Here is a 23841-nt window from a genome sequence, read left to right on the forward strand (position 1 = left end):
AGCCTTTTTAATGTCTGGCGTAGCTGGAAAGCCGCGCCAGACAAGGCTTCACGTTTTACTACTAGCAGTCAAAAGCCATAAAAAGCGGCTAGGGTGTGGACACATTGTGGACACTCTGACCACCATTAGCACCCTTCAACGGATTAAGCGAAATCGCGTCCTGCAGGTATTGAGGAGCGAAGTGCGCATAGACCATTGTCTGCGCAATTTTCGTATGACCTAAGATCCTCTGCAGTGTGATGATGTTGCCCCCGTTAATCATAAAGTGCGTGGCGAAAGAGTGTCGTAGAGCATGTGTTGCTTGCCCCGCCGGTAAGTCGGGCTTAACTTCTTTGAGGATTCGCCTGAATTCAGCATAACTGGCCTCAGGAAACAGAAAGCCTCGTGCTTTGCCGACTACGTAAGCCGCAACGTCATCAGAGATCGGGACCGTGCGCGGTGTGTTGGTTTTCGTCTTAACGAAAGACACCCGGTTATGAATCACATTCTCCGCCTTCAATCGCGCAGCTTCCCCCCATCTTGCTCCGGTACTCAAACACAAAACCGCAATTTTACGATTATCACCTGAGAGCGCAGCAAGTAAGGCGTCAATTTCCTCAAGAGTAAGATAGCCCGTTTCGGCTGTCTGCTCTTTCAGTTTTTTGAATCCCCTGAATGGATGCTCACCGTTATACAGTTCTGACTCAATTAGGGTTGTGAACATCCCACCTAGCGTGATCAGGTCGCGGTTGATGGTAGTTGGCTTAATACCTTCACCCCGACGTTGAGCACAATATTGCGTTATCAGGCTCTTGGTGATCTGGAAAGCGCACGGGTTTCCGGTCATCGTTTCGAAACGCTCAATTTTCCTGAGATACGATTGACCGTGCTCCTCATGTTTACCTTTCAGCTTCCACCATAACTCTTTCAGTTCTGACAATTGGCGTTTGTCCGTTGGTTTTGAAAGCCATTCCTTTGAGTGATGGTTATATTGAGTATGCTTTTCAAAAGCCATCGCCTCGCTTTTCTTGTCGAACTTCCGACGGATGCGTTTTCCGTTACGCCCGGTCGGTCTAATGTCCACTTCATATCGACCATCATCGAGCTTTTTAACAGACATAAAGCCTCCCGATGATGTTACTGCGTACTTCAATTTCCTGATTTAAATAGCAAAAACTCACTGTGCATTTACTGCACAAATAAGCGCCATAAATAGTTAGCCAGTTTTCTGGTCTGAGTGGGATGACGTTGTTGTCTGCTGCCCAAAGTGCGCGAGAGCCGGTGCAATCTGCCCAGCTTCAGGTGTTATTTGATCGGCCATGAACCACAACGTGTACTTTGTGAACCGGGGGTGTTGCAGGATTTTCATGATTTGCTCAACGCCGGGCTTTTTGTCTCCGGACTCATAACCAGCAAGAGAGCTATACGCTATCCCTGTTAACTCACTGAATTGCCTCTTGTTTAATCTCTCTGATTCTCTAATCAGCTTTATCTTCTCAAATACCGGGGTTGACATAGTTACTCCTATGGAAGAATATTGCCCCCATTGGGATGTTTTACTCTTATTGGGTTATCTAGTGAGAGCAATTAAAGCCCATTAAGAGCAATTAATCACACTAAAGGAGAATCGTAGCAGATGAACAACCAGCTTGTAAGTAGAACAGATGCGGTTCCATATCAGGAATTTGCCCGTCTTATTGGAAAAACTCCCGCAGCGGTTAAAGGGATGATTGAGAAGGGCAAGCTGCCTGTATCGAGCTGATGGCCGACGAGGGCAGGGCGTGGCCGCTGATTGACGGAACGGGCATGATCCACGGCATGTATGTCATCGATAAAGTGACCCACACGCACAGCGAATTATTCAGCGACGGCGCGGCCAGAAAAATCGAGTTTAGCCTCTCGCTGAAACGGGTCGATGAGTCGCTCGCGGCGATATACGGCGACCTGAAAACGCAGGCCGACAATCTGGTGACATCTGCCGGTAACTGGCTGGGAGGGCTGGCGGGATGATTACGGGTATGAATATTCAGGCCGGGGCAAAGATAGCCCCGGCGTTTATGCTCAAGCAGGATAACGAAGATATTACGCAGGATTTTAGCGACCGGTTAATCAGCCTGACCATGACGGACAATCGCGGATTCGAGGCCGACCAGCTCGATATCGAGCTCGATGACACCGACGGGCAAATCGCTCTGCCTCCGCGCGGCGCAACGTTAACGCTGTGGCTTGGCTGGCAGGATAGCGCTTTGATAAAAAAAGGCACCTTTACGGTCGATGAAATCGAGCACCGGGGCGCGCCTGATACGCTGACCATCCGGGGGCGGAGCGCTGATTTTCGCGGTTCGCTGAACTCCCGCCGGGAACAGTCATGGCACGACACCACGCTCGGGGTCATTGTTGAGACCATTGCAGCGCGCAATAAGATGACAGCCAGCGTGGCCGACACGTTGAAAGCGATCCCCGTACCTCACATTGACCAGTCGCAGGAATCCGACGCGGTGTTTCTGTCCCGTCTGGCTGACCGGAACGGTGCAGCGGTCTCTGTAAAAGCGGGGAATCTGTTATTTCTGAAAGCCGGAAGCGGTAAGACGGCCAGCGGGAAGCCCATTCCGCAGATGACACTTGAACGCGGCGACGGCGACCGGCACCAGTTTGCGATTGCTGACCGCGAAGCCTACACCGGCGTTACGGCCAAATGGCTGCACACCAGAGACCCGAAGCCGCAAAAGCAAAAGGTGAAGCTTAAGCGCAAGCCCAAAGAGCAGCACCTGCGCGCGCTGCAACACCCAAAGGCCACCAAAGCCACGTCAAAGCCCAAAGCTAAAAAGGAGCAGGAAGCGCGCGAGGGCGAGTACATGGTCGGTGAGTCTGACAACGTGCTGGAGCTGACGACCATCTACGCGACAAAGGCGCAGGCCATGCGTGCCGCTCAGGCAAAGTGGGACAAGCTGCAGCGCGGCGTCGCGGAGTTTTCAATCTCGCTCGCTATTGGCCGGGCTGATTTATTTCCCGAGACGCCAGTGGCGGTGAAAGGCTTTAAGCGCGTCATAGACGATCAGGCATGGATAATCAGCAGGGTGGTGCATAACCTCAACGGGAACGGCTACACGACGGGCTTAGAGCTTGAGGTTAAGGTTTCTGACGTAGAGTATGAGGCAGAGAAATTGGAAGGGTGATTGTTTTGTATGTGTTTGTTTTGTATTGATAAAGTCAGTAAAATGAACGCATCGGAAACGTCATAAGGTGCTCATCATGTTTCACTGTCCAAAATGCAAATTTGCCGCACACGCTCGTACTAGCCGTTACTTTACGGATACCACTAAGGAGCGCTATCACCAGTGCACAAACATCAACTGCAGTTGCACGTTTGTCACCACTGAGACGGTAGAGCGTTTTATCGTTTCGCCAGGTGAGGTAGTGCCAGCGCCCCCACATCTAGCACAATCGGGTCAGCAGCAAATTCATTGGATGTAACGCAAGAAAAAGCCTCGTATTTGCGGGGCTTGTTACAATATGACCGTCTACAAAGTGCCTGCAGTGGAAGTGATGAAATTCAAACCAAACCAAACCAAACCAAAAGAAATGAGATGAAGCCATCAATATTGCAATTGTTTCTTATCAAGATTACTCGTAGATTTTATTTCTTTTACTGTTAATTGGATAGAATCACATTTGACTCATGTAGCCGAAACAGAAGGCGTGAACTGTTGAAGTGGGAGTTGCTACATCTATAACTCCACGTTCGGATCGTGATGACGAATCGTAAGTCTACTAGCTATCAGGGTGACATTTATTCAAGAGCAACTGCTGATAGTTGGGGGCGGTCGCAACAGTGAGTATGCAGGTTAGAGGCATTTAAGCAATACCCACCAAGTAAGTCCGGCCCAACGCCCAAAAAGAAAGAGTTTGATTTAGATCGTGCTCTTTAGTAAAAGTAATGAATTTCCTTGCTTAAGTTAACATTAAACGTAATTATCGAGCAACTAATGTCCACGTAACTCAAATTATACCTTTAGTTAAATTATCAAGAAAAAGGCGATTAAAATGCACGATACATTTATATCATATGCTGTTGAAGACAATGACTTTGTAACGGATGTAGCATTTGGGCTGAAAAATAATGGATTAAGCGTTTGGTTTGCTCCTATGTCTCTTAAGGTTGGAGATCGATTACTTGACTCGATTGAAAAGGGAATGAATGAATCGAGAACAGGTATTTTGGTTTTGAGTCCAGCTTATCTGACTAAAAGTTGGACGTCCTTTGAAATGGATGCTCTCATTAGGAAGAATATTGAAGGAAATACAAAAATACTTCCGATCTGGTTGAATGTCACTAAGAGAGAAATTGAAAATAAGCATTTTGCACTAAGTGGTATAGTAGGGATTACAGATACATCAGGAGTTCCTGGAGTTGTGTCGCAGCTGGTAGAAGTGCTTTCCGATGGAGCACCCTATCGAGGTGTAATTCCAAGCTGGGAAAATCCTGAACATCGTTTTTTGGATGGTGTCGGAGAAATTAAACTTCAAAGCATTGACGGTAAGGCAACTACAATTTTTGAATTATTAATTCATAGTGGAGATGAAGAGTTTCCTTTTTGGTTAGCTGGTAAGTCATATTCTAAAAGAGATCTTTTATTGCACGTGGCTCAAATTATTGGAGCTGATCCTTCTAGAGTAAAAAAATGGGTTCAAGAGGATGGATATCAGCAACTTTGGGATATGTGTATTGAAAATGGGTACGATCCTAAGATGTTTTGCTAAATATAAAACGCAAGTTTTGTATTTTCTCCGTCAAATTGAAAGGCATAAAACTGACCGCATTAGAGGTCAGTTTCATGTCCATTTTTTAATTTAAAGATTATAATAGAGGGCCTGTTTGAAACAAGATGTATTGTTTCAGATACAGAAATCGCTAACCGCAATGACTCAAAGGACCTCAAAATAACTAAGCATTTTGAACTTTCACTTTTCGCTCATAACCGACCGTAAAACGTATACGAGTTGCTTAATAAATGTCTTGTTAAATATCATTGTCAGTTAAAACATAAGCCCCGCATTCACGGGGCTTCTTGTATCGATGTGGTCAGTATGTGGACGTGACTTGAAATAAATCCTTTTATTTCATTGAGTTGAAGCGTTTAAAAAAGCTCCTGAGGGAGCCTTTTTAATGTCTGGTGTAACTGGAAAGTTGCGCTAGCAATCTTACGTGGGAAAACGTTGTGGGCATCTACGGCCAGCATTTGGCTCTGAGCTGGTACAAATTACCTGAGTAGCCGAATGACGCATCGTTCCACAGTTTTTGGTTGTTGAGCCTTTGACTTTAAAAAGCGGCATGGCTGTGCCTCGGAGTCCTGTCAATAACTGTAGATTGGGTCCAATCTCTAGTGGTTCTAAAAAGGCTGAACATGAGATAAAAACCTCGCGAGAATATAACGAAGAGAATAATAACTGGCTTCATTGTACTAAATTTGGATGCGTAGACAATTCAAGTATAAAAAGATCTGGTTTCCGTCTTGATGATTATAGGTGTCATATTAAAACCTAACAGTAGAATGAGTGTCCCACTGTTAGGGTTAATAAAGAAATTTAAGCTGCCTCACCTTTTATTGGCGAGAAAGATAATAAAACACCCTCAGGTAATACTGGCCATTCGATGAACCTATAATAATTAATAAAGTCTTGTTCTAATAATACTTGCAACTGTCTTTTCCCTTGTCGCTCATCATCTAAAAGGAAGAAAGCACACATCGGAACAGTGCCCTTAGATTTGTAATGGGCTATTATTGATAATATGTCGTGTTTCTTAACCTCTAAGCCAAGCTTTCTTTTTGCTAGCTCACGATTAATAATGAGAATGTCATGCTCTTGGATGTCTTTTATTTTCCCTAAGTTCTCATCAACTAATTTAATAACTTCTCGATAATTTTTCGCTAAAAGATTTACATAAGTTTTCCCTAGAATGTAGCTGCTAAAATTCCATTTTTTATCACGAGCCATATCCATTAATTTGAACGATGATTCGTAATCTCCTTTAAGGTATGCCAGCTCAGCTTTGATTTTTAAAATTAGAACCTCTGAAGTGTCTCTTGGGAGGTTATCTAAAAATTCCGCAACTAACTCTATGTTTCCTCTATCAATTAAAAGTATGTCGACAATGCTCTGGATATGATCATTACGCCAAGGACTTTCCATGGCTTCTTTAGCAAGTTCTATTCCGGCTGAAATGTTTTTATTACAACCAATTTCAAAGCGTGATTTAAATAAAACAAAAGGAGCAATGCACGAAATGTCTTTATCTTCTTCATACTTAGCAATAAATTCTCTCATGAGAATTGGTGTGTCTTCATCAACTTCAGAATCAAATAATGATAGATATAATTGAGTTAAATATTTCAATATGTTCTTTTTTTTGCTTTTTGAACTAATCTTGTAAGCATCACTTAAAGTTTCAATACAAGCTAATACTTCTTTTTTTTCTTGAGTTGAACTGGAGTGGCTTGAATAAATATCTAAATAAGTATCATGAAGAGGATTTATACCTTTTAATGTTTCCAGTAGATCCTTAATTAAAGAATTTCTTTCTTTTTTATCGTGATTTGATAAGTGTTCGCATTTAAATGCATCATATTTTATGCGCCATGCGTCATTTCCAAGGCTGCTATCTTGCTTTAAACTCTCGTCTAAAAGTCTATAGATATCAGTAAAGTTTATAAGTTTTTCATCATTTGTTTCTAAATGTCTTAATGATACTCTACATAAGTGATTCCTGAGATCAACGCTATATTTAAATTTTTCTAAAAGAGTTTTGAGATATATGATTTTCTCTTTTAATTCAGGGAATATGTTGGTTCTTGTAAGTGAGTAATGCAAATTGAATCCATCCAGCTCTATGAGTTTATCGCTGTACTCAAGGGCGGATTTCGTATCATTTTGCTCTTCTTTTAGTTCAACTAAGCGACGAAGATATTTTGATTTTATATTGTCATCAGTGGTGCTATTGGTTAATTTATTAAGTTTATCTTCTGCGGCGCTATAATTTTTAGAACGAATTAGATTGTCTATGGCTAAGAGGTTTTTGAAATCTTCTTCAGGTATCTTTTGATCGTCACCTTCAGCCTCAGAAAGTTCATTAATAAGGGCGGAAATGTCTTGAGTCAATGTGTGTTTTTTTTAATTTTAGAATGTCTTTCTTGATAAGGTTATTACTATTTAACTTAAATTCATCAGCAATGAAATTTTGAATCATGCGTTCTCTTTTGGAAGATTTTTGGTTTCCTCCCAATGATAGATTGCCACCTAACTCATGAACTAATTCTGCCATTAATTGATCAAATCCATCTATTTCTACCCAATAAACTTTTTCATGATTTAAAAATTTAAACAATTCTGGTGTTATATGATCACCCTTTCTGGTGCACCAGTAAATACCATTTCTCAAGTAATCGCTTTGTTTTAAAAGATGTTTTAGAACATCCATGATTGAGTTGTCATTTCCAGCGTAGCCTACAAATATCAAACCATATTCTTTAGTGAATTCTATCAATTTTTCACGGGTGTTATTTTCTAAAGATTCAGTTTCTCTGAGTGAGCTTTTAATGCTGTCAAATAAATAGTCACCATGAAGCTTTATTATTTTGGGCCTTGCTGATGTTATCGATATTCCCTTTATTGAAGAATCATGAGCACATAATAACGGCCTGTTAGACGAGAACTGATAAAAGGCTTCGTTGATTAAATCATCAAAGTTTGTTGTGAAAACAGTGTCAAAGTATCCGGTTTCAAATAATTCAACAAGATATGCATAACCAATGGAAGGTAACTTCTTATCGACTTGGAGTTCAACGAAGCGTCTGCGCTGTGAAGGTAAGTCGAATTTTCTTTCGAATAGAGATGAATACTCATTGTTTTTATCATACCAATCAGGGTGTTTTTTTGATAGCCATTCAACGGCTTTATCAGGTGTTGAGTATTCTTCTTTTGAAAACTTGGTGAAAATCTCTTCTCTCCAATCTTGAACCAATTCGAAGCCTGTTCTAATACCTGATGTAACTGAAGCGCCAGCACCTAAAAATAATGAATAGTTAGGGGTTTGGCCAGATCTAATGTTTATATAGTCAGCAAGATCTTTTATGGTTCTTTTCTTGATTAATAATTTTTCATCCGCAACATAGTTATCAATCATTTTGTCTCCAATCAGAATGTTGTGTGTGGAAAGTTAACCCAATAAAACAAAGAAAAATCATATCAAAATTTTTTCCTTGGGTATTGAGCAAAAAAACATGGAAAACGTGACTTCAGTCAAATAAAAGATGATATTCCAACAAGTTACTTACCACCCGCCTTCGTCACCACATGGCTATGGGTAGACTGTGAAATTGCATTTTTTTGCATGTGTTTAGCTTATGCAGATTAGCCTTTTACCGCTAGAGCTAGCCGAAGGCTGAGGTAGTAAAGCGACCTTTTAAGCGAGCAGGCGAGGCGGGGATAGCACTGCGCGCCAGACGTGGTGACAGGATTTATTTTGCGGGTCTGTGTGCATCGTGGCGGTGCGCTGAGCGGTGAGGTTGAATCGTGAGTGGTGGCGGAGCTACGTGGCGTGTGCGTCGTCTGGTGAGGTCTGAGGATGTGCCGCCCGTAGGCGGCACTTTGGGCGGATTTAGTCGGTCTCGATGCTGTAATCCTTAAAGCGGATCACCTCCATTCCTAACCAATCGTTAATCTCTTTAAACCGCTCCTGCAGCGGCGACAGCTCGTTACGCACAAATACCCGTGCCACCTTCTCGATATCGCCCATCGAGCCGATATTTTCAGGTTTGCCGCCCATGAGCTGAAACGGCACGCGGTGCGCATCGAGCAGGTCAGCGGCGCTCACCTTCTTGATGTTAAAAAAATCATCTTTCGTGGCGACTTCACTCAACGGCACGATCTTGATGCCGTCCGGCTTCCCGTTCGGGGCGTAGAAAAACAGGTTTTTGAAATTCCCGAGTCCTTTCGAGTCACGCATTGCGGAGCGCAGCGACTCAACGTCGGTGCTGCTCTGCGCCGCGTCGGTGACGTACATGATGTAACCCGCGTGCGCGCCGTTCTGGTAATACTTTCAACAAAACAGCGTGGCGGATTCATTCAGCCAGGCGGAATTAAGCGCGCTCAGGTATTCCGGCATCCCGTAGAGCTCCTGATTGATATCGGGCTCAAGCAGATGGCACACCGAACCGGGGGCAAACTGGTGCGGGTGGGTAAAGCTCGATACGTACCAGTAAACACCATCCTCCACGCCACGGCGGGTGTATTTGGCCGGTGAGGTTTCCAGCTTCATGAATTGGCCGGTCACGCTCATGCGCTTTTCAAGAATCGATGCAGATACAATCGACGGTGTATTTCTTGGACAACGCCCGGACGACCTCGGCCTGTTCGGCAAACTCCATACTTTTCCACTGATAACGCTGGTCGACAGTAAGTTGCCGTAGGTGCTGAAGAAATTTGCTTTCAGTACTGACGAGGTTGAACGACTCTCCCAATGAGGCGTTAGCGTTAAATGCGACTTAAGCTCGAGTCATGAAAAGTGGATTGAAACGAAAACGTCAATTATGATGACCACAAGATTAAGTCAAAAGGAAATCATGCTAATGACTGTTGGATTGGCTACAGACGAGCCAGGACGCTACTACACCTTCCAGTCAAATTTACCCTCCGGTGAATACTTCCAGTTTCGACCTCGCAATCCTCCACTGAATTCTAAGCCTATCGTAGATGATGAGAGTGGAATGTGTATTGGCTACTCCGTCGCTCAGGCGCCCGGTTTATGGCAGATATATGATGCTGATGGTGTGTTCATCAGGCTGGAAGAAGCGCCATTAGAAGCCCCTCTGATTGATCCAACTGACCTCGCTTTAATTGCCTTTGGCGCATTTCGTCTTTTCCGCGCAGGTAAAGCATTACTGGAGAGTGGTGTCAAAACCGCCGTAGCTGTGAGACTCAGTGAGGCTACCATCAGTCTCTTGCGTGGACGCCTGAAAATGGGCTTATCTGCACGGTCTCTTAAAATGACTGAAACCCCTGCTAAACATATGCTTAATCCCGGGCGCTATGTTCCTTTGCAACTTCAGGAAAAAGTTATTCGCTACGGAAAAAGAACTCCTGACCCTCAAAAGGTTCCTGGGCTTTTTCGTTACGAATCAGAAATATATAAACTCGTAGAGAATCGGGCAGAAAAGGGCACCTATATTTATAAAAAATACACACTAGAGGTGTTGGTGCGTGAAAAAGACTGGACAATAACTCACTTTCTATACAAGTGATGGAACTGAATATGATTGAAATAATTAGCGACAGGAAAGTACTTCGGATTACCCCCTTTGAGCGGGAAAATACACCCGAAGCCCCAGCGTATGACTGGATACAAACTTATGTAGAGTATGAGCTACCAGAGCTTAAGGCTCAATATAAGGCTTCTTTTAATGTCGGTGAACTTAGAGCTTTAAAAGATAAGCTCAAAAATTTACATGCGAATTTAGTTAATGGCGTTAAAGCGCAGGACGTGGTTTTTGATAGCACGGAGAACCAGTTAAACCTGATATTTTCACCCTCATCTGTTGGTCGGGGGGTGCTTTTGACATTAACTCTCAGACCGGAAAACCCTGCCGAAAGTGTAGTTGTTAACGATAGTCTTGGGCTGGATGAAAGTTACTTTCCTGCACTACTTTTAGGGCTGGACGAAATCATTAATTGGGCAAATTAATTTTCAATGTTAGTTGTGCATGCATCAGGTGCACGAGTTTGCAGATACTTTTACGCCGTTTTTGCTGCCCCCCCAGTGTCACTCAGGGGGGCCTGGTTGATGCCCGGCTAACTTGCAAAATTGTATTTCGTAAGCCGGGTAAGCGTAGTCTCACCCGGCAAAAAACGCGTTTCCACAAGCCTCAAAAAATTTCCCATTTCCCCAGCAATATTTCCCCGCCTCATCCGTCTACCTCATCACAAGCCATAATCAATCACTGTAAATGAGGTAAACACCATGAGAGATTTCGATATGCACGGAAGAGGGCACGGACGCGGGTTTGGCCGCCACCGTATGGGTAAAGGGCTGGTGATAGGCGCGGTAATCGTCCTTGTGCTTGGACTGGTGGTCATGACCCTGTGGAATGCCTTACTCCCGGCCATTCTTGGCGTGAAAGCCATCGGTTTCTGGCAGGCGCTGGGGATTCTGGTATTAAGCCGGATCCTGTTCGGTGGGCTGGGCTTCCGCCCGGGGATGTTCGGCGCGCACCGTCGTATGCACGAACGCTGGATGAACATGACCCCCGAGCAGCGTGAGGCGTTTATTCAGCAGCGTCGCGAAGGCTTTGGTCGCCATGGTCGCGGGCATTGCGGCTGGCACGGTCATCGCGAAGATAAACGCGACGACAGCGCGCCGAAAACGCCGGAAGCAGAGTGAGCGAGATGAAAACCGGGCTGGCGGGAGAGTCATTGCTGATGTCGGCGCTTAATGCCTGCCGCGCCCGGCTGAAAGCCTTTATCCGCGGACGAACGTCCGTGCGCGATGATGCCGACGATATTTTGCAGGAAGTTACCTATCAGCTGATGAAAGTGGAGCAGCCGGTCGAAAACGTCGCCGCCTGGCTGTTTCGCGCGGCACGTAATGAGATGACCGACCGGGCACGAAAAAAGCGTGAGGTCTCTCTTTCAGGATATTTTACCGGGGATGATGAGGACTTCCCCGAAGATGAACTGGCGGAAACCCTGTTCGGTGTCCCGCATACGCCGGAGGAGGAGTACCTCAAAACGCTGCTGTGGGAAGAACTGGGCCAGGCGCTGTCTGAACTTCCGCTGCCTCAGCGCGAGGTTTTTGAAAAAACGGAGCTCCAGGGCTACAGCATTAAAATGCTGGCAGAGGAAACCGGGGCCAGCGAGCAGGCGCTGTTATCGCGTAAGCACAAGGCGGTGCTTTTCCTGCGCACGCGACTGCGGGACGTCTATGATGCGCTGACCGGTGAGTAACGCCGACAGACAAAACCTTACATTATCAGGACTTGTAGATTCATCACTATCGTTTATGATCGGGGCGTCTGGTAAATTTGGAACGTTATGCGCAACCGTCAGCTTCTGGGAAAATGGCTTTTGATAATCACATGTGTGGCGATGGCTATTTGCCTGGTGCAGCGTGCGGTTTATCTCAACCATTTTTTGCAGGGACTGGATCCGCAAACGACCCTGATTGCTGATGCCCCGGCTCAAACCAGCGACGCTGAGCCGTCCGGGCCATCGCCGTGTCAGTTAGGCGCACACTCGCTGCTTTGTGCTCAGCCTCTGTTCTTTGATGGTGCGCTACCGGCGATTATCATCTTCTTCGCGCTACTTCAGTTGTTTACGCAAGGGCGGGCATGCGTTCCGAGAGAACAGCCCGTTCAGGCACCGCCTCCCCGAATACACCTCAAAAACTGCGTTTTCCGTGAATGAAAAGCATCGTCACCACACGATAATTTTCACTATTCACGGAGTAAAACATGTTTAACCTCTTCAGGGGATTCGTCTTCCTGTGGCTGTCCTGCATCGGCATTGTCCATGCGGCGGATACAGGCTGGCTGGTTTCCCCGCAAAACGATCATGCCCGGATCCGCGTTCAGGCGGAAAGGGAGCAAAACCGCATCCTCGCGCTGCTCACCGTTGAGCTGCAGCCCGGCTGGAAAACCTACTGGCGTTCACCCGGCGAGGGCGGCGTAGCCCCGAAAATCACCTGGCCTGCTGGCGTAACGGATGACTGGCACTGGCCGGTGCCTTCGCGCTTTGATATCTCCGGGATGACCACCCAGGGCTATCACGATAAGGTCATCATCCCCATCACCCTCGACGGTGCGGCGGGGGATGCGCTCGACGGGACGCTTACCCTTTCCACGTGCAGTAATGTCTGTCTGCTGACGGACTATAAGCTGCACCTTGATTTTAACCAGCCGGTGGATGAGGGATTCAGCCACGCGTTTGAACGCGCGATGCAGGCCATTCCCGCGACATCTGGCGTGTCCGCAGATCTGTCGGCCTGGTTATCAGACGACAAGCTGATCATTACGGGAACCACACAAGGGCAATGGGACAAGCCGGGGATCTATTTTGACCCGCTGGAAGGCGACATTCTTCCCGGAGAACCGACCCTCAAAGCCGACGGCAATCAGCTTCGGGTAACGGTGCCCGTGACCGATGAGTGGGGAGATAAACCCACTTCGCTGCAGGGAAAAGCGCTGTCGTTTGTGCTCACCAATGGCGATAAAGCGCAGCAAACCGTGATGAGCGTCGGGGCAACGCCCGCGGAACCGTCAGCGGCGGGCGTGTCTGAGGGAACCGGCAAAATGGTGCTCTTTGCGCTACTGGGCGGCTTGATCCTGAACCTGATGCCTTGCGTGCTGCCGGTGATGGGCATGAAGCTCAACAGCGTGCTCCATGCGGGCTCAGACAGACGGATGATCAGGCTCCGTTTTCTGGCAACCAGTGCCGGGATCCTGGTCTCCTTTATGCTGCTGGCCGCAATGGTCACCGCGCTTAAGCTGACCGGTGCCTCGCTGGGCTGGGGTATTCAGTTCCAGAATCCGTGGTTTATTGGCCTGATGGTCGCGGTGACCTTCCTCTTCGCACTCAATCTGTTCGGGGCGTTTGAGATGCTGCTGCCTTCTGCCGCCGCAGGACGGCTGGCAACGGCAGGGGGAACGGGGCTTGCCGGCAGTTTCTGCGAAGGGATGTTTGCCACGCTGCTGGCCACACCATGTTCTGCGCCGTTCCTCGGCACGGCGGTGGCCTTTGCCCTTGGCGCACCGCTGCATTCCCTGTGGCTTATCTTCCTGATGCTCGGCGTGGGGATGAGTTTGCCGTGGTTGTTCGTTGCGCTGCTTCCAAAAACCGCCATGCTGCTGCCAAAACCCGGTCGCTGGATGAACGGCCTGAAAATTATTCTCGGCCTGATGATGCTGGCTTCCAGCCTGTGGCTGGTGACGTTGCTTAACCCGCATCTGGGTGAGGCGGTGAGCCAGAGCGTGATGTTAGTGCTTATCGTCGTCGCTATCGCACTGCTTGCGATGACCGGGCAGAAAACCTCGCCGCTGTTCTGGTGCGTGGTGATCGCGCTGTCAGCCTTTGGTGGGTACCAGCTGCGCGGGTTGCTTACCTCACCGCCTGTAACAAACACCGCAAGCGTCGCTCAGGCAATCCCGTGGCAACCGCTAAGTGAAGACGCTATTCAGGGTGCCCTTGCGCAGGGCAAACGGGTCTTCGTGGATATCTCCGCGGACTGGTGTGTTACCTGCAAGGTAAATGAGCATCGGGTATTGAATCAGCCTGACGTTATTGCCGCGCTTAGCCAGCCGGACGTGGTGGCGCTGCGTGGCGACTGGAGTAAGCCGTCAGCGTTTATCGCCGAATTCCTTGAAAAGCGCAACCGTTACGCCATCCCGTTTAATGAGGTGTACGGCCCGGGCTTCCCTGAGGGGGAGATGCTTTCGCCGTTGCTGGATAAAGACACGCTTATTGCCATCCTGAACAACGCTAAAGGCTAAATGTATTATGAAAAGAATCCTTATTACGCTTCTGCTACTGTTGACCTCAGCGCAGGTGATGGCGGCGCAGACCATGACGCCGGAACAGGAGCAACGTGCACAGAAGATGGTTTATGACTTTCTGTTTAACGACCCGGACTCGCCGCGCATTGGCGCTAAGGATCCGAAGCTCACCCTGGTGGTCTTTACGGATTACAACTGCCCGTACTGCAAGAAATTCGATCCTTACCTGGAAAAGATCGTCGAAAAACACCCGGATGTGGCGGTGGTATTTAAGTTCTTGCCTTTCCGGTCGGAAAGTTCACTGACCTCAGCACGCGATGCCTTAACCGTCTGGCGCGCGCATCCTGAGCAGTTTATGAAATTTAACCATACCCTGATGGCCAAAAAGGGATATCACGATGACGCCAGCATTCAGGAGGCGCAAAAACGGGCCGGGGTGAACGTCACAACGCCTGATGATGAGAGCCTGGTGACGATCAAACGCAGCCTGATCATCGCCGAAAAGATGGGTATCCAGGGAACACCGGCCACGCTGATTGGCGAAGGGTTACTCCCGGGCTGGGTTCCTTTTGAACAGTTCGATGAAATGGTCAGTGACGCACTGAAAAATCGTTAACGTGAAGGGGGCGGTTCGCCCCAATGATCCCGGAGCGGAAAATGAAAAAATTACTGTTACTGTCGGTGCTGGCAACGTCAGGGCTGGCGCAGGCCGCTGAAGCGATACCGGATGTGGTGAAGCTCTTCAGCGAGCAGCAGAATATCAAAATCATTAAGAAAATTGATGCGCCAGGGGGCGCGCCGGCCTGGCTGGGGCAGTATCAGGATATGGGCGTTACGCTGTTTTTAACCCCTGACGGCAAGCACGTAATTTCAGGCTATTTGTACGATGAAAAAGGAAAAAACCTGAGCGAAGGCTATTTCCAGAAAGAGATCTACGCCCCGATGGGACGCGAAATGTGGAAGCAACTGAACGCGGCGCATCCCCTGAAAGAGGGGGCGGATAACGCTCCGCGCAAAGTCTTCGTCTTTGCCGATCCGTTCTGCCCGTACTGTAAGCAATTCTGGTCCGAGGCGCAGCCGTGGGTGAAGGCGGGCAAGGTGCAGCTTAATACGCTGCTGGTAGCGTTTCTCAACCCCAACAGTGGGCGTAATGCCTCCGCTATCCTGAATGCGAAAGATCCCGTTTCGGCCTGGCGTGATTACGAGCTTTCAGGCGGGAAAAAATTGCCAAAACCGCAGGGCACTGCATCCCGTGAAACCGTCGACATACTGCAAAAACACCAGACGTTAATGGACAACCTGGGCGCGAACGCTACGCCCGCCATTTATTATCTGAATGCCGATAATGAGCTTCAGCAGGTGGTCGGCATGCCGGATGAGAAACAGCTTGAGGCGATGTTTGGGCCGAAGCCGTAGTAAAAAAAAACAGGCAGAAACAGGGTGTTTCTGCCTGATGTTGACCGGTCAGCTACCCCAGCGTCCGCGCAGGTAGCTGACGGCTTCCTGCGTCTGCGGCTGATTAAGATAATCTTCGCGGAACAGGATCGTGCCATTCACGTTGGGCAGTGAATCGTTGAGATCGAGCTGTTTTTTCAGCTCCGGCACGCCGCCCTGAACCGTCCAGTCCGGCTCATTTTTCGACGGTTCACCTACCTTGTAGAACGCAATGCCGATATACAGGCGGGTATGCGTCGGTTTCACCACCTCTGCCCACCATTTCGTCAGCACGTCATAGCGCGCCGCATCCCGGGAGAAAGGCCAGTAAATTTGTGGCGCGATATAGTCCAGCAGACCCTGCTGCACCCACTGACGCGTGTCGGCATAGGATTCATCGTAGGCTGCGGCACCGCGCGTGTCTGAGCCTGCCGGGTCGAATGAGCGGTTACGCCATACGCCAGCCGGGCTGACACCAAACTCCACGCCAGGTTTAGTCTGCTTAATGGCCCGGGAGACCTGCACAATCAGCTGCTGTGTATTGTGGCGGCGCCAGTCTGCTTTAGAGGCAAATCCCTGACCGTATTGTCTGAAAGTCTGCGCGTCATTGAGCGCGGATCCCGGTGATTCGGTATAGAAATAGTCGTCAAACTGCACGCCATCAATGGGATAGTGCGCAACCACTTCGGTGACCACCTGCGTTATCCAGTCACGCACTTGCGGAATGCCGGGGTCGAGCACAAAACGATCGCCGGCAATACGAATCCATTCCGGGTGCTGGACATAAACGCTGGAAGGGTGCAATGACGACGTGCGGTTCAGCGCGGCAATGGTCGACGGTTTGGTATTGGTTGAAACGCGGTAAGGGTTGAACCAGGCATGGACTTTCATGCCGCGTTTGTGCGCTTCATCGAGCATAAACTGCAGCGGATCGTAGCCCGGGTACTCGCCGATATTGCCGGTGAGCATATCTGACCACGGCAGAATTTTAGACGACCAGAGCGCCGTGCTGTCCGGTTTGACCTGGAAAAACACGGTATTAATACCGAGGTGCTTAAGCTTGTCGAGCTTGTTCGTCAGGGCCTGTTTTTGCATCGCGATGCGGTCTTGCGCATCGCGGCCATTCACTGAGGCCACCGGGGGCCAGTCCAGGCGTGAGACGGTTGCCAGCCAGATCCCACGCATCGGCTCGTTAGCCTGCTGGGTCGGTTTGCTCGCGGTCGGGAGAGGCGTTACCAGTGATTTTGGTGGTTTTGAGGAGCAACTAACAAGTAAAAGTGCGCAGGCAGTCAGCGCACCAATCCGTTTTACATGTCGCGTCATTTGCGTTTTAGCTCTTGGTTATCCGACTGTTAGCCCAGGGGTTAAAGGCGGGTTCGTCCGGTTCTGCGATCCCCTCATCATTCAGGGAATCAAGATACAGGGCTTCAACTTCTGCGCGAGCCCAGGGCGTGCGGCGCAGAAATTTCAGGCTCGATTTAACGCTTGGGTCTTTTCTGAAACAGTTAATTTTGATTCGATCGCCCAACTCACTCCAGCCATATCGTGCAACCAGGGCATTGACCTGCATCTCCAGCGTTACGCCATGTAAAGGGTCTTTAGAAAGGTGTGCAGTCATAAGCGTCCGGATGTCTCAGTTCTTGTGGGGTTGGGGTTAACGACGAAAGGGTACAAGAAAGCAGGGGAAGCGGCAATTTCCCTTTTTACCTGCGATGAAAAACAGAAGAGCGTATGACCCGAAAGCCATACGCTCTTCTGTATCGCGAACGCGCTAGTCGTGTTTTGTGTCAAACAAATCTGGTGCCCACGGACGTGGGTCAACCTCCATAAACGGCGCGCGTTCGAAGCGGTCCTTCAGCGCCCACGGTACCGTGCAGTCGAAGATGGTCTTACAGGAAATGCCGTTTCCGCGAATCGACGTGCTGTAATCCGGCGACTGCGACGGATCCAGCTGGTGGCCGCGGATCCCTGGAATAGTGGTGATGCTGACATCTCCCTGCATGCGGGTGGTCATCGCCCACAGGATGTCGTCGCTGTCGAAAATATCCACGTCTTCGTCGACAAGAATGATGTTTTTCAGCTCGGAATAGGTCGCGAGTGCGATGAGCGCCGCCTGTCCCTGACGTCCTTCATCGGATGGCTGGCGTTTTTTCACCTGCAGAATGCCGAGGAACTTACCGCCGCCCGCGGTATGCGCATAGACATTTTGCAGGAAGCCCGGAATGGCCTCTTCAACGGCATTGCGGATGCTGGCCTCCGTTGGCAGGCCTGCGAGCGTGGTGTGCTCTTCACCTGGCCCCACCAGCGTTTGCAGGATTGCCTGGTGACGCAGGGTGACGGCTTTCACTTTGATGACGGGCAAAGAAGGGTTTGCCTCGCCGCAGTAGCCCGGAAATTCCGGCATCGCATGGCCACTGTTGGTGTGCTGATCTTCTCTAACGCGCACCCCTGGCAGCAGTTCGCCTTCGATAATGATTTCAGCCCGCGCGATCGCTTTCTCTTTTACCGCCACGCCCTGTACCAGTTCGACCGGTTTCTGACGCAGCGCCCCGGCAACGCCCAGTTCGTTATAACCAAACGGCGTCGTGGGCGCTTCAAAGCAGGCGCCGATATAAATCGCCGGGTCGAGCCCCATGTTGATCGTCACCGGCAGCGGTTTTCCGGCTGCTTCAGCCTTTTTACGAAAGACCTCAATGTGGCGCCCCGCGGCCAGGAACATGGAAAGCTCATCGCGCTCCTGAACGCAGAGACGGTGAATCGTGACGTCAGTCAGCGAACTGTCTTCCGGATCGCTTGCCAGTACCAGCCCCAGACAGAAGAACGGGCCAGCATCAATCGGCGTGTTGGTCGGGGCCGGAAGCAGTTTACGCAGATCAAAATCAGGATCGTCAGCGTAGAATACCTGCTCCTGGCAAGGGGCCTGCGATGCCGGGACAACAACCGGCGCGATCGGGTTTTTCACGGCCTGACCGACGTGCTGCGCGAGCGTCGAGGGTTCACATCCCAGAAGGAGTGCCGCTCTTTCCCGGCTGGCGTGCATGCCCACCAGGATACGCGAATCCGGATAACCTTTAACGTTATTGAACATCATGGCCGGGCCCGTTCGGGTAGGACGTTTCACCGTGCCGCCCGCACCAATGTGTCGATAAACACCCGCCAGCTCCGCGTTGGGATCCACCGGATGATCCGTTTCAATATATTGTCCTTCGTGGCGTTGCAGTAACGCGATGGCACTTCTGAGATCGTTGACTGGGCTTTCCATTTTTTCCTCCCGTGTTTGCATGCCTCCATTTTTATGGCAATAGCCCATAGCATCAATTGCATCATTACTGCTATTTTGATAATAAATTTGTTATCAAAAAATCCGGGGAAGCGTTATGCAATTTCGTCAGATGCGTAATTTCATTGTCGTTGCGGAAGAGCTTCACATGCACCGGGCTGCGGAGCGCCTGAACATGGCACAACCCGCGCTGAGTCAGCAGATTAAAACGTTAGAGGAACGGTTAGGCGTTACGCTCTTTAGCCGGGCGAACCGCCGTTTAACCCTGACGCCGGCCGGTGAAGCTTTCCTGGAGAAAGCCAGGCTGGCGATCGCCCTGACGGAACAGGCGGTACTGGACGCCAGGCAAACGGCGAGGGGGGAGCAGGGGGTGTTGAATCTCGGGTGCGTATCGAGCGCCATGTTTGACACCAGGCTGCCTGCCGCGCTGCGCCAGATGCACAGTCGGTGGCCTGCCATCACCATGTCGCTAATGACGGGGAATGTGCAGACGCTCTATAGCGCCGTGCAAAGCAACCAGCTGGATGTGGCCATCATCCGGGCGCCGCTGCCGTCTCTGCCTGACGACCTGCAAAGCCGCCCGTTTACGTCCGAGAAAACGGTGCTGGCGCTCTCTTCACAGCATCCTCTGGCAAAATCGTCCGCGCTTACGCTCGCCTCGGTGAAAGACGAAAAATGGATCTCCCTGCGCGACCCGAAGGGAATGGGCCTCGAACAGTACTTCTATGACGTTTGTTACGGCGCAGGTTTCCAGCCTGAGGTGGTACAAAACGCCACCGACGTACCTACTGTCATCAGCCTGGTCTCTGCGGGGTTTGGCATGGCGCTATTGCCGGCCTCGGCCAGGGCAGTCAGCGTGGAGAATGTCGTGTACGTCGACATCATTGACAGGCTCAGGGAAAGCGAGCTGAAGCTGGTGTGCCACCGGATCATTCGCTCAGAGGTGTTAAAGAAATTTCTGCACACCCTCGATCACATCTGACGTCCCGCGGCCAGCAGCAGTTGCTCGCGCAGCCAGAGGCTTGCCGGATCCTGGCTGTTTTTCGGGTGCCAGTACATGCTGATGGTAATCGGCTGCAGCGGCAGCGGCGGGGGAAAGATATCCAGCGTCGAGGCAAAGCGTTGCAGCATACGTTCCGGTAAGGTGCAGAGCAGGTCCGTGCTGGCGACAAGCGGAGGTGCCATGGCGTAGCTCTGCGTGGACATCACCACGTTGCGCTGATACCCCAGTCCGCCCAGGGTTTGATCCACAAAGCCGGTAAACGGGTCACCCTCTGAAGAGACCACCAGATGAGAGAGCGCGCAATAGTGCTCCAGATCCAGTGGCCCGACACCGCGGGGGTGGCCTTTTCGCTGGGCTGTTGCAAACTGGTCATCGAAAAGTTTGCGTCTGACCCAGCCGTCGTGCGCGCCGGCGCTCACACCGATATAGACATCCACATCACCCTTTTCCAGCTGCTGTGGCAGGGTTGCCATTTCTGGCAGCGCGAACCGCAAGCGGATCCCCGGGGCATGGGCCCGGAACTGATTAAGCAGTTCGGCACCCAGCATCAGGGCCGGATTTTCATGCAGGGCAATCACAAATGTCCGCTGGCTGGTTTGCGCATCAAAGGTGGTGGGAGCAAACATCGCGTTAATGCCCCGCAATACGGTCATGACCTGCGGTCGCAGCGCTTCCGCTCTGGGCGTGGGCAACACCCCACGTCCATGTGGGGAAGGGATAAACAACGGTTCGCCAAAGAGCGAACGCAGGCGCGCCAGACGGGCGGACATCGCGGGCTGGCTGATGCCGAGCCGCGCGGCCGCATGGGTGATGTTCTGATCCTGGAGCAATGCATCCAGCGTCAGGATCAGGTCGATATCCATCTCAGCAACGGGCGTCATCGTGTTATCCGTTTTACTTTGCGCTGTGGCTGTCGCGATTGGTGTAGGTGACGGGCACCCAGGCGTAACCGCCGTGCTCGCCTTTCGTGACGTAACCGATACCCGGGAACGGCAGGTGGGGGGCTGCGACAAGGTCTCTGTTTTTCACAAAATCAGCAAAAGCATCCTGGCGGACACGTGCCGCACCGTCCTGATCCTGGTCGTAGGCGATGGTCACGGCGGGCTGCGGGAACTGTACCGCCGCGACGTGGATAATATCGCCGACAAAGGTGATTTTCTCGCCTTTACTTTCCAGCGTATAGAAGGCCGAGCCAGGCGTATGGCCCGGGTGAACCGTGCCGGTTATCCCGGGCAGAAGCTGCGAGGTTCCGGAAAAAGGAACTACCTTGCCGGCATCACGATACGGTTTTAAGGTTTTCTGCGCGACATCGAAGTAGTTCTGGTCGTAGCCGGTTTTTTTCTGATTATCGTTGTTAAAGAAAAAGTCGATGTCAGGTTTGCCGACAAAAACGCGCGCATTGGTAAACACCGCCTTGCCATCTTTGACCAGGCCACCGGCATGGTCGGAATGTGCATGGGTCAGTAAAATCTCGGTGATGTCCTGCGGCGCGATCCCCTGCTTTGCCAGACTCTCAATCAGTCGCCCGCCGTTACCGGGGCCAAAAAGCTGGCCTGAGCCGGTATCCACCAGAATCTTGTGGCCGGGTAGCGCAATCAGAAAAGCGTTAATGGACGCCTCTACCGGGTTGGTCTGGAAATTTTGTGTGAGCAACGCATCGGTTTTCTGCGGGGTCGTCCGACGAAGTAATTTGTGCAGGTCTTGCGCCACGGTACCGTCGGTAAACGAGGTCACCATAATATCGCCAACCTGCACACTGTACCCCCCGGCAGGCTGTTTAACCACGTGCTGGGGCGTTTCTGCCGAAGCCTGAAGCGCAGGGTAGAACAATAACGAACTGGAAATCAGCGTTGTCAGGGCAAGTTTTTTTACGGTCAGCATAAGGGTCTCCTTCAGAAAGAGCTCATCTTACTTCTCCGTAAAATTATATGAACCCGCCTGATAATGATAGGACCTATAAACGGGATGGATAGGTCGGGTCAAATGTCGGGTGGCAGCAATGTACCACCCGGCAAGCCAGACGTTATTGCTTCAGCGGGGCTTTCCAGCCTTCAAGCGTGGCTTTTGACCACGAGCCATACGCGGCATTCGGCAGCACGATCCAGTCACTGCCAAAGCGATCGGCGCTGGCCTCAACGAGTTCACGCTGCGCTTCGCTCGGCTTTTTGTTTTTAAATTGCGCGGCGAAATCAGGCAGGCTGTCACCGAAGAGCATGATTATCTGCTGTTTCTTCAGGATGCTCTGGCGGCGGGCTTCTTTACTGACCGTATCGAGCAGAACGCTATCCTCTGAAACCTGCGGTAAGCCAAGGGATTTTAATGTATTGAGCGTATCTGCTTTGTTTTCCTGCATGCGGTCAGATACATAATAAATACGGACCTTACTTTGATTCACGCGATCAAGAAACGCCTTCGCACCAGGAATTAATCCCGGTTTTCCCTGTTTTTCCCAGTCACTCCAGGTGTCCCATTTCGTGTAGTCGTGGCACTGTTCGGCATCACGCGCCAGTAACGGAGTGTTATCCAGCACCGTTTCATCAAGATCCATCACAACGGCATAGTTCTCAGGCGCAGTCAGCCCTTTTATTTTTTCGTTAAAACGCTCGGTGGCGAAACGGTAGGTCTGCAGCTGAAGTGCCATGATTTCTGCCGATTTCTGTTGGTAGCGCAGCGCCATCTCATACGCTTTCGGCTCACAGATTTCGTGGTCGGCTGCCGTGGCGGTCGCGCTTATAACAGGTAATGCCAGCAGTAATGCCTTAGCCATTGAATTCACTCTTCTTTCCTTAACGTCATTGTCAAAATCATGTAAGCGTATTGAAAGTAAGTGACAGAAAAATGAAGGGAGGCAGGCGAGTCATATTCTGACGCACATTCCCTTGCGCGCCGGGTGGGTAATTTTCAGACAAATCGCTTTCGTCCGCCAATATCCGTTAGAGCCAGAGTCAGATCAGCATGTAATACCAGAACAGGGCGATTTCGTCTTTTTCCGGTAATGCGTTGTAGAGGAAACGATCATATCCGCCTAACGTAAAGCCATAATGGCGGTAGAACAGGCAGGCAGAAACATTCACATTCTGGGTTTCGAGCCTTAATCCAGCCGCGTTGACGCTGCGCGCCCACACGTGTGCGGCCGCCATCAATTTTTGCGCCGCGCCAGCTCTGCGTTTCGTGCGCTCAACGGCAATATAGTCAACGGCGATAAATTTATTCCAGCTCATTGAGGCGGTGATAAAACCGGCAATTTCTCCCTCATCTGTTTCGGCCACAAGAAATATGGCATCCGGATTAACGCAATGATTTTCAAGGGTCTGCATATCGAGCTCATACGTTTTACGATAAGGCACGGCGACAGCGTCGATATGCAAATCACAATGTATAAAAGGCTCCCGCGCAACGTGACTGACGGTGAATGAAAAGTCACAGCATTCAAGACGTGCGAGGTCGGTATTTAATCCTTTTCGAATCTGCATGGTATTCCTTGTGGCGAATATTTTTATAAATAATAGATGAAGCCATTAAAACCGCTGGCGTAACACTCTTTTGATCCTGAACTAAGCTTGTACTTCATTCCGCGTAAAATGTGGGTCATTCGAGGACAATGA

At 50.1% G+C, this 23841-nt stretch carries 24 protein-coding genes and 3 pseudogenes; 15 read left to right on the forward strand and 12 right to left on the reverse strand.

Features of this window, described 5'->3' with window-relative positions; all coding sequences use genetic code 11:
• Positions 1 to 88 precede the first annotated feature (88 nt).
• The gene (locus AM410_RS19085) at positions 89 to 1099 is read right to left on the reverse strand and encodes a phage integrase (RefSeq protein ID WP_047651154.1); all 1011 of its coding nucleotides are present in this window, start codon (positions 1097 to 1099) and stop codon (positions 89 to 91) included.
• A 96-nt stretch (positions 1100 to 1195) separates the two neighbouring features.
• Complete coding sequence (locus AM410_RS19090) at positions 1196 to 1495, reverse strand: helix-turn-helix domain-containing protein (protein ID WP_108648238.1); 300 nt, start codon at positions 1493 to 1495, stop codon at positions 1196 to 1198.
• Positions 1496 to 1615: 120 nt separating this feature from the next.
• Between AM410_RS19090 and AM410_RS19095 the strand changes: the two are divergent.
• From AM410_RS19095 to AM410_RS19115, 5 genes and pseudogenes are all read left to right on the forward strand, one after another.
• A pseudogene (locus tag AM410_RS19095) lies at positions 1616 to 1732 on the forward strand (Cox family DNA-binding protein); the annotation flags it as partial.
• Positions 1732 to 1989 (forward strand): annotated as a pseudogene (locus AM410_RS19100) (phage tail protein); the annotation flags it as partial. The pseudogenes AM410_RS19095 and AM410_RS19100, both read left to right, overlap by 1 nt.
• Positions 1986 to 3155: a phage late control D family protein gene (locus tag AM410_RS19105; protein WP_108648240.1), complete on the forward strand. Its 1170-nt coding sequence runs from the start codon at positions 1986 to 1988 to the stop codon at positions 3153 to 3155. The pseudogene AM410_RS19100 and the gene AM410_RS19105, both read left to right, overlap by 4 nt.
• 76 nt (positions 3156 to 3231) lie before the next feature.
• Entirely contained in the window at positions 3232 to 3453 is a 222-nt protein-coding gene (locus AM410_RS19110; RefSeq protein WP_108648242.1) for a DNA-binding transcriptional regulator, read from the forward strand.
• A 570-nt stretch (positions 3454 to 4023) separates the two neighbouring features.
• Positions 4024 to 4740, forward strand: coding sequence for a toll/interleukin-1 receptor domain-containing protein (locus tag AM410_RS19115; protein ID WP_108648244.1), 717 nt, complete (start codon positions 4024 to 4026; stop codon positions 4738 to 4740).
• An 825-nt stretch (positions 4741 to 5565) separates the two neighbouring features.
• On the opposite strand, the gene AM410_RS24225 is transcribed toward AM410_RS19115, so the two are convergent.
• The 3 genes and pseudogenes from AM410_RS24225 to AM410_RS19130 all read right to left on the reverse strand — a co-directional run.
• On the reverse strand, positions 5566 to 7137 hold the full coding sequence (locus tag AM410_RS24225) for a hypothetical protein (RefSeq protein WP_236900085.1): 1572 nt from the start codon (positions 7135 to 7137) through the stop codon (positions 5566 to 5568).
• On the reverse strand, positions 7109 to 8161 hold the full coding sequence (locus AM410_RS24230; RefSeq protein ID WP_236900087.1) for an SIR2 family protein: 1053 nt from the start codon (positions 8159 to 8161) through the stop codon (positions 7109 to 7111). The genes AM410_RS24225 and AM410_RS24230 overlap by 29 nt, the downstream gene beginning before the upstream one ends.
• Positions 8162 to 8635: 474 nt before the next feature.
• A pseudogene (locus AM410_RS19130) lies at positions 8636 to 9328 on the reverse strand (phage portal protein); the annotation flags it as partial.
• Between AM410_RS19130 and AM410_RS24275 the strand changes: the two are divergent.
• The 9 genes from AM410_RS24275 to dsbG all read left to right on the forward strand — a co-directional run bounded on the left by AM410_RS24275 (position 9315) and on the right by dsbG (position 15935).
• Complete coding sequence (locus AM410_RS24275) at positions 9315 to 9446, forward strand: hypothetical protein (protein ID WP_257791591.1); 132 nt, start codon at positions 9315 to 9317, stop codon at positions 9444 to 9446. The pseudogene AM410_RS19130 and the gene AM410_RS24275 sit on opposite strands and share 14 nt — an antisense overlap.
• Positions 9447 to 9605: 159 nt before the next feature.
• Positions 9606 to 10277, forward strand: a complete 672-nt coding sequence (locus tag AM410_RS19135; protein ID WP_234047585.1) for a hypothetical protein — start codon at positions 9606 to 9608, stop codon at positions 10275 to 10277.
• Positions 10278 to 10288: 11 nt separating this feature from the next.
• Positions 10289 to 10717, forward strand: a complete 429-nt coding sequence (locus AM410_RS19140; RefSeq protein WP_040017536.1) for a WapI family immunity protein — start codon at positions 10289 to 10291, stop codon at positions 10715 to 10717.
• A 276-nt stretch (positions 10718 to 10993) separates the two neighbouring features.
• Positions 10994 to 11413, forward strand: coding sequence for a hypothetical protein (locus tag AM410_RS19145; protein ID WP_014170113.1), 420 nt, complete (start codon positions 10994 to 10996; stop codon positions 11411 to 11413).
• 5 nt (positions 11414 to 11418) lie between these two features.
• Complete coding sequence (locus AM410_RS19150) at positions 11419 to 11976, forward strand: RNA polymerase sigma factor (RefSeq protein WP_108648616.1); 558 nt, start codon at positions 11419 to 11421, stop codon at positions 11974 to 11976.
• An 87-nt stretch (positions 11977 to 12063) separates the two neighbouring features.
• Positions 12064 to 12435, forward strand: coding sequence for a hypothetical protein (locus tag AM410_RS19155; protein WP_079231019.1), 372 nt, complete (start codon positions 12064 to 12066; stop codon positions 12433 to 12435).
• Between the two features lie 47 nt (positions 12436 to 12482).
• Positions 12483 to 14516, forward strand: coding sequence for a protein-disulfide reductase DsbD family protein (locus AM410_RS19160; protein ID WP_108648247.1), 2034 nt, complete (start codon positions 12483 to 12485; stop codon positions 14514 to 14516).
• Between the two features lie 7 nt (positions 14517 to 14523).
• Positions 14524 to 15135: a DsbA family protein gene (locus AM410_RS19165; RefSeq protein ID WP_020884110.1), complete on the forward strand. Its 612-nt coding sequence runs from the start codon at positions 14524 to 14526 to the stop codon at positions 15133 to 15135.
• Positions 15136 to 15176: 41 nt separating this feature from the next.
• Positions 15177 to 15935: a thiol:disulfide interchange protein DsbG gene (gene dsbG / locus AM410_RS19170; protein ID WP_032678179.1), complete on the forward strand. Its 759-nt coding sequence runs from the start codon at positions 15177 to 15179 to the stop codon at positions 15933 to 15935.
• A gap of 48 nt (positions 15936 to 15983) precedes the next feature.
• Here the strand turns inward: dsbG and AM410_RS19175 are convergent, their stop codons facing one another.
• From AM410_RS19175 to AM410_RS19185, 3 genes are all read right to left on the reverse strand, one after another.
• Positions 15984 to 17276: a glycoside hydrolase family 10 protein gene (locus tag AM410_RS19175; RefSeq protein ID WP_014170106.1), complete on the reverse strand. Its 1293-nt coding sequence runs from the start codon at positions 17274 to 17276 to the stop codon at positions 15984 to 15986.
• A 7-nt stretch (positions 17277 to 17283) separates the two neighbouring features.
• On the reverse strand, positions 17284 to 17571 hold the full coding sequence (locus tag AM410_RS19180; RefSeq protein WP_014170105.1) for a VF530 family DNA-binding protein: 288 nt from the start codon (positions 17569 to 17571) through the stop codon (positions 17284 to 17286).
• Between the two features lie 153 nt (positions 17572 to 17724).
• On the reverse strand, positions 17725 to 19215 hold the full coding sequence (locus AM410_RS19185; RefSeq protein WP_020884113.1) for a UbiD family decarboxylase: 1491 nt from the start codon (positions 19213 to 19215) through the stop codon (positions 17725 to 17727).
• 115 nt (positions 19216 to 19330) lie between these two features.
• Here AM410_RS19185 and AM410_RS19190 point away from each other — a divergent pair, with 115 nt between their 5' ends.
• Complete coding sequence (locus AM410_RS19190) at positions 19331 to 20215, forward strand: LysR substrate-binding domain-containing protein (RefSeq protein WP_020884114.1); 885 nt, start codon at positions 19331 to 19333, stop codon at positions 20213 to 20215.
• Here the strand turns inward: AM410_RS19190 and AM410_RS19195 are convergent.
• The 4 genes from AM410_RS19195 to AM410_RS19210 all read right to left on the reverse strand — a co-directional run bounded on the left by AM410_RS19195 (position 20206) and on the right by AM410_RS19210 (position 23709).
• Positions 20206 to 21117 carry a LysR family transcriptional regulator gene (locus tag AM410_RS19195; RefSeq protein WP_049022550.1) on the reverse strand — a complete coding sequence of 304 codons (912 nt, stop codon included), beginning with the start codon at positions 21115 to 21117 and terminating at the stop codon, positions 20206 to 20208. The genes AM410_RS19190 and AM410_RS19195 overlap by 10 nt on opposite strands.
• A gap of 13 nt (positions 21118 to 21130) precedes the next feature.
• A complete protein-coding gene (locus tag AM410_RS19200; RefSeq protein ID WP_108648249.1) occupies positions 21131 to 22117 on the reverse strand; it encodes an MBL fold metallo-hydrolase in 987 nt (328 codons plus the stop codon).
• A 142-nt stretch (positions 22118 to 22259) separates the two neighbouring features.
• Positions 22260 to 23003, reverse strand: a complete 744-nt coding sequence (locus AM410_RS19205) for a 5'-nucleotidase, lipoprotein e(P4) family (RefSeq protein WP_181012634.1) — start codon at positions 23001 to 23003, stop codon at positions 22260 to 22262.
• A 178-nt stretch (positions 23004 to 23181) separates the two neighbouring features.
• The gene (locus AM410_RS19210; protein WP_020884118.1) at positions 23182 to 23709 is read right to left on the reverse strand and encodes a GNAT family N-acetyltransferase; all 528 of its coding nucleotides are present in this window, start codon (positions 23707 to 23709) and stop codon (positions 23182 to 23184) included.
• Positions 23710 to 23841: the final 132 nt, after the last annotated feature.

This window comes from Enterobacter cloacae complex sp. FDA-CDC-AR_0164 (genome assembly GCF_003071645.1).
Classification (GTDB): domain Bacteria; phylum Pseudomonadota; class Gammaproteobacteria; order Enterobacterales; family Enterobacteriaceae; genus Enterobacter; species Enterobacter ludwigii.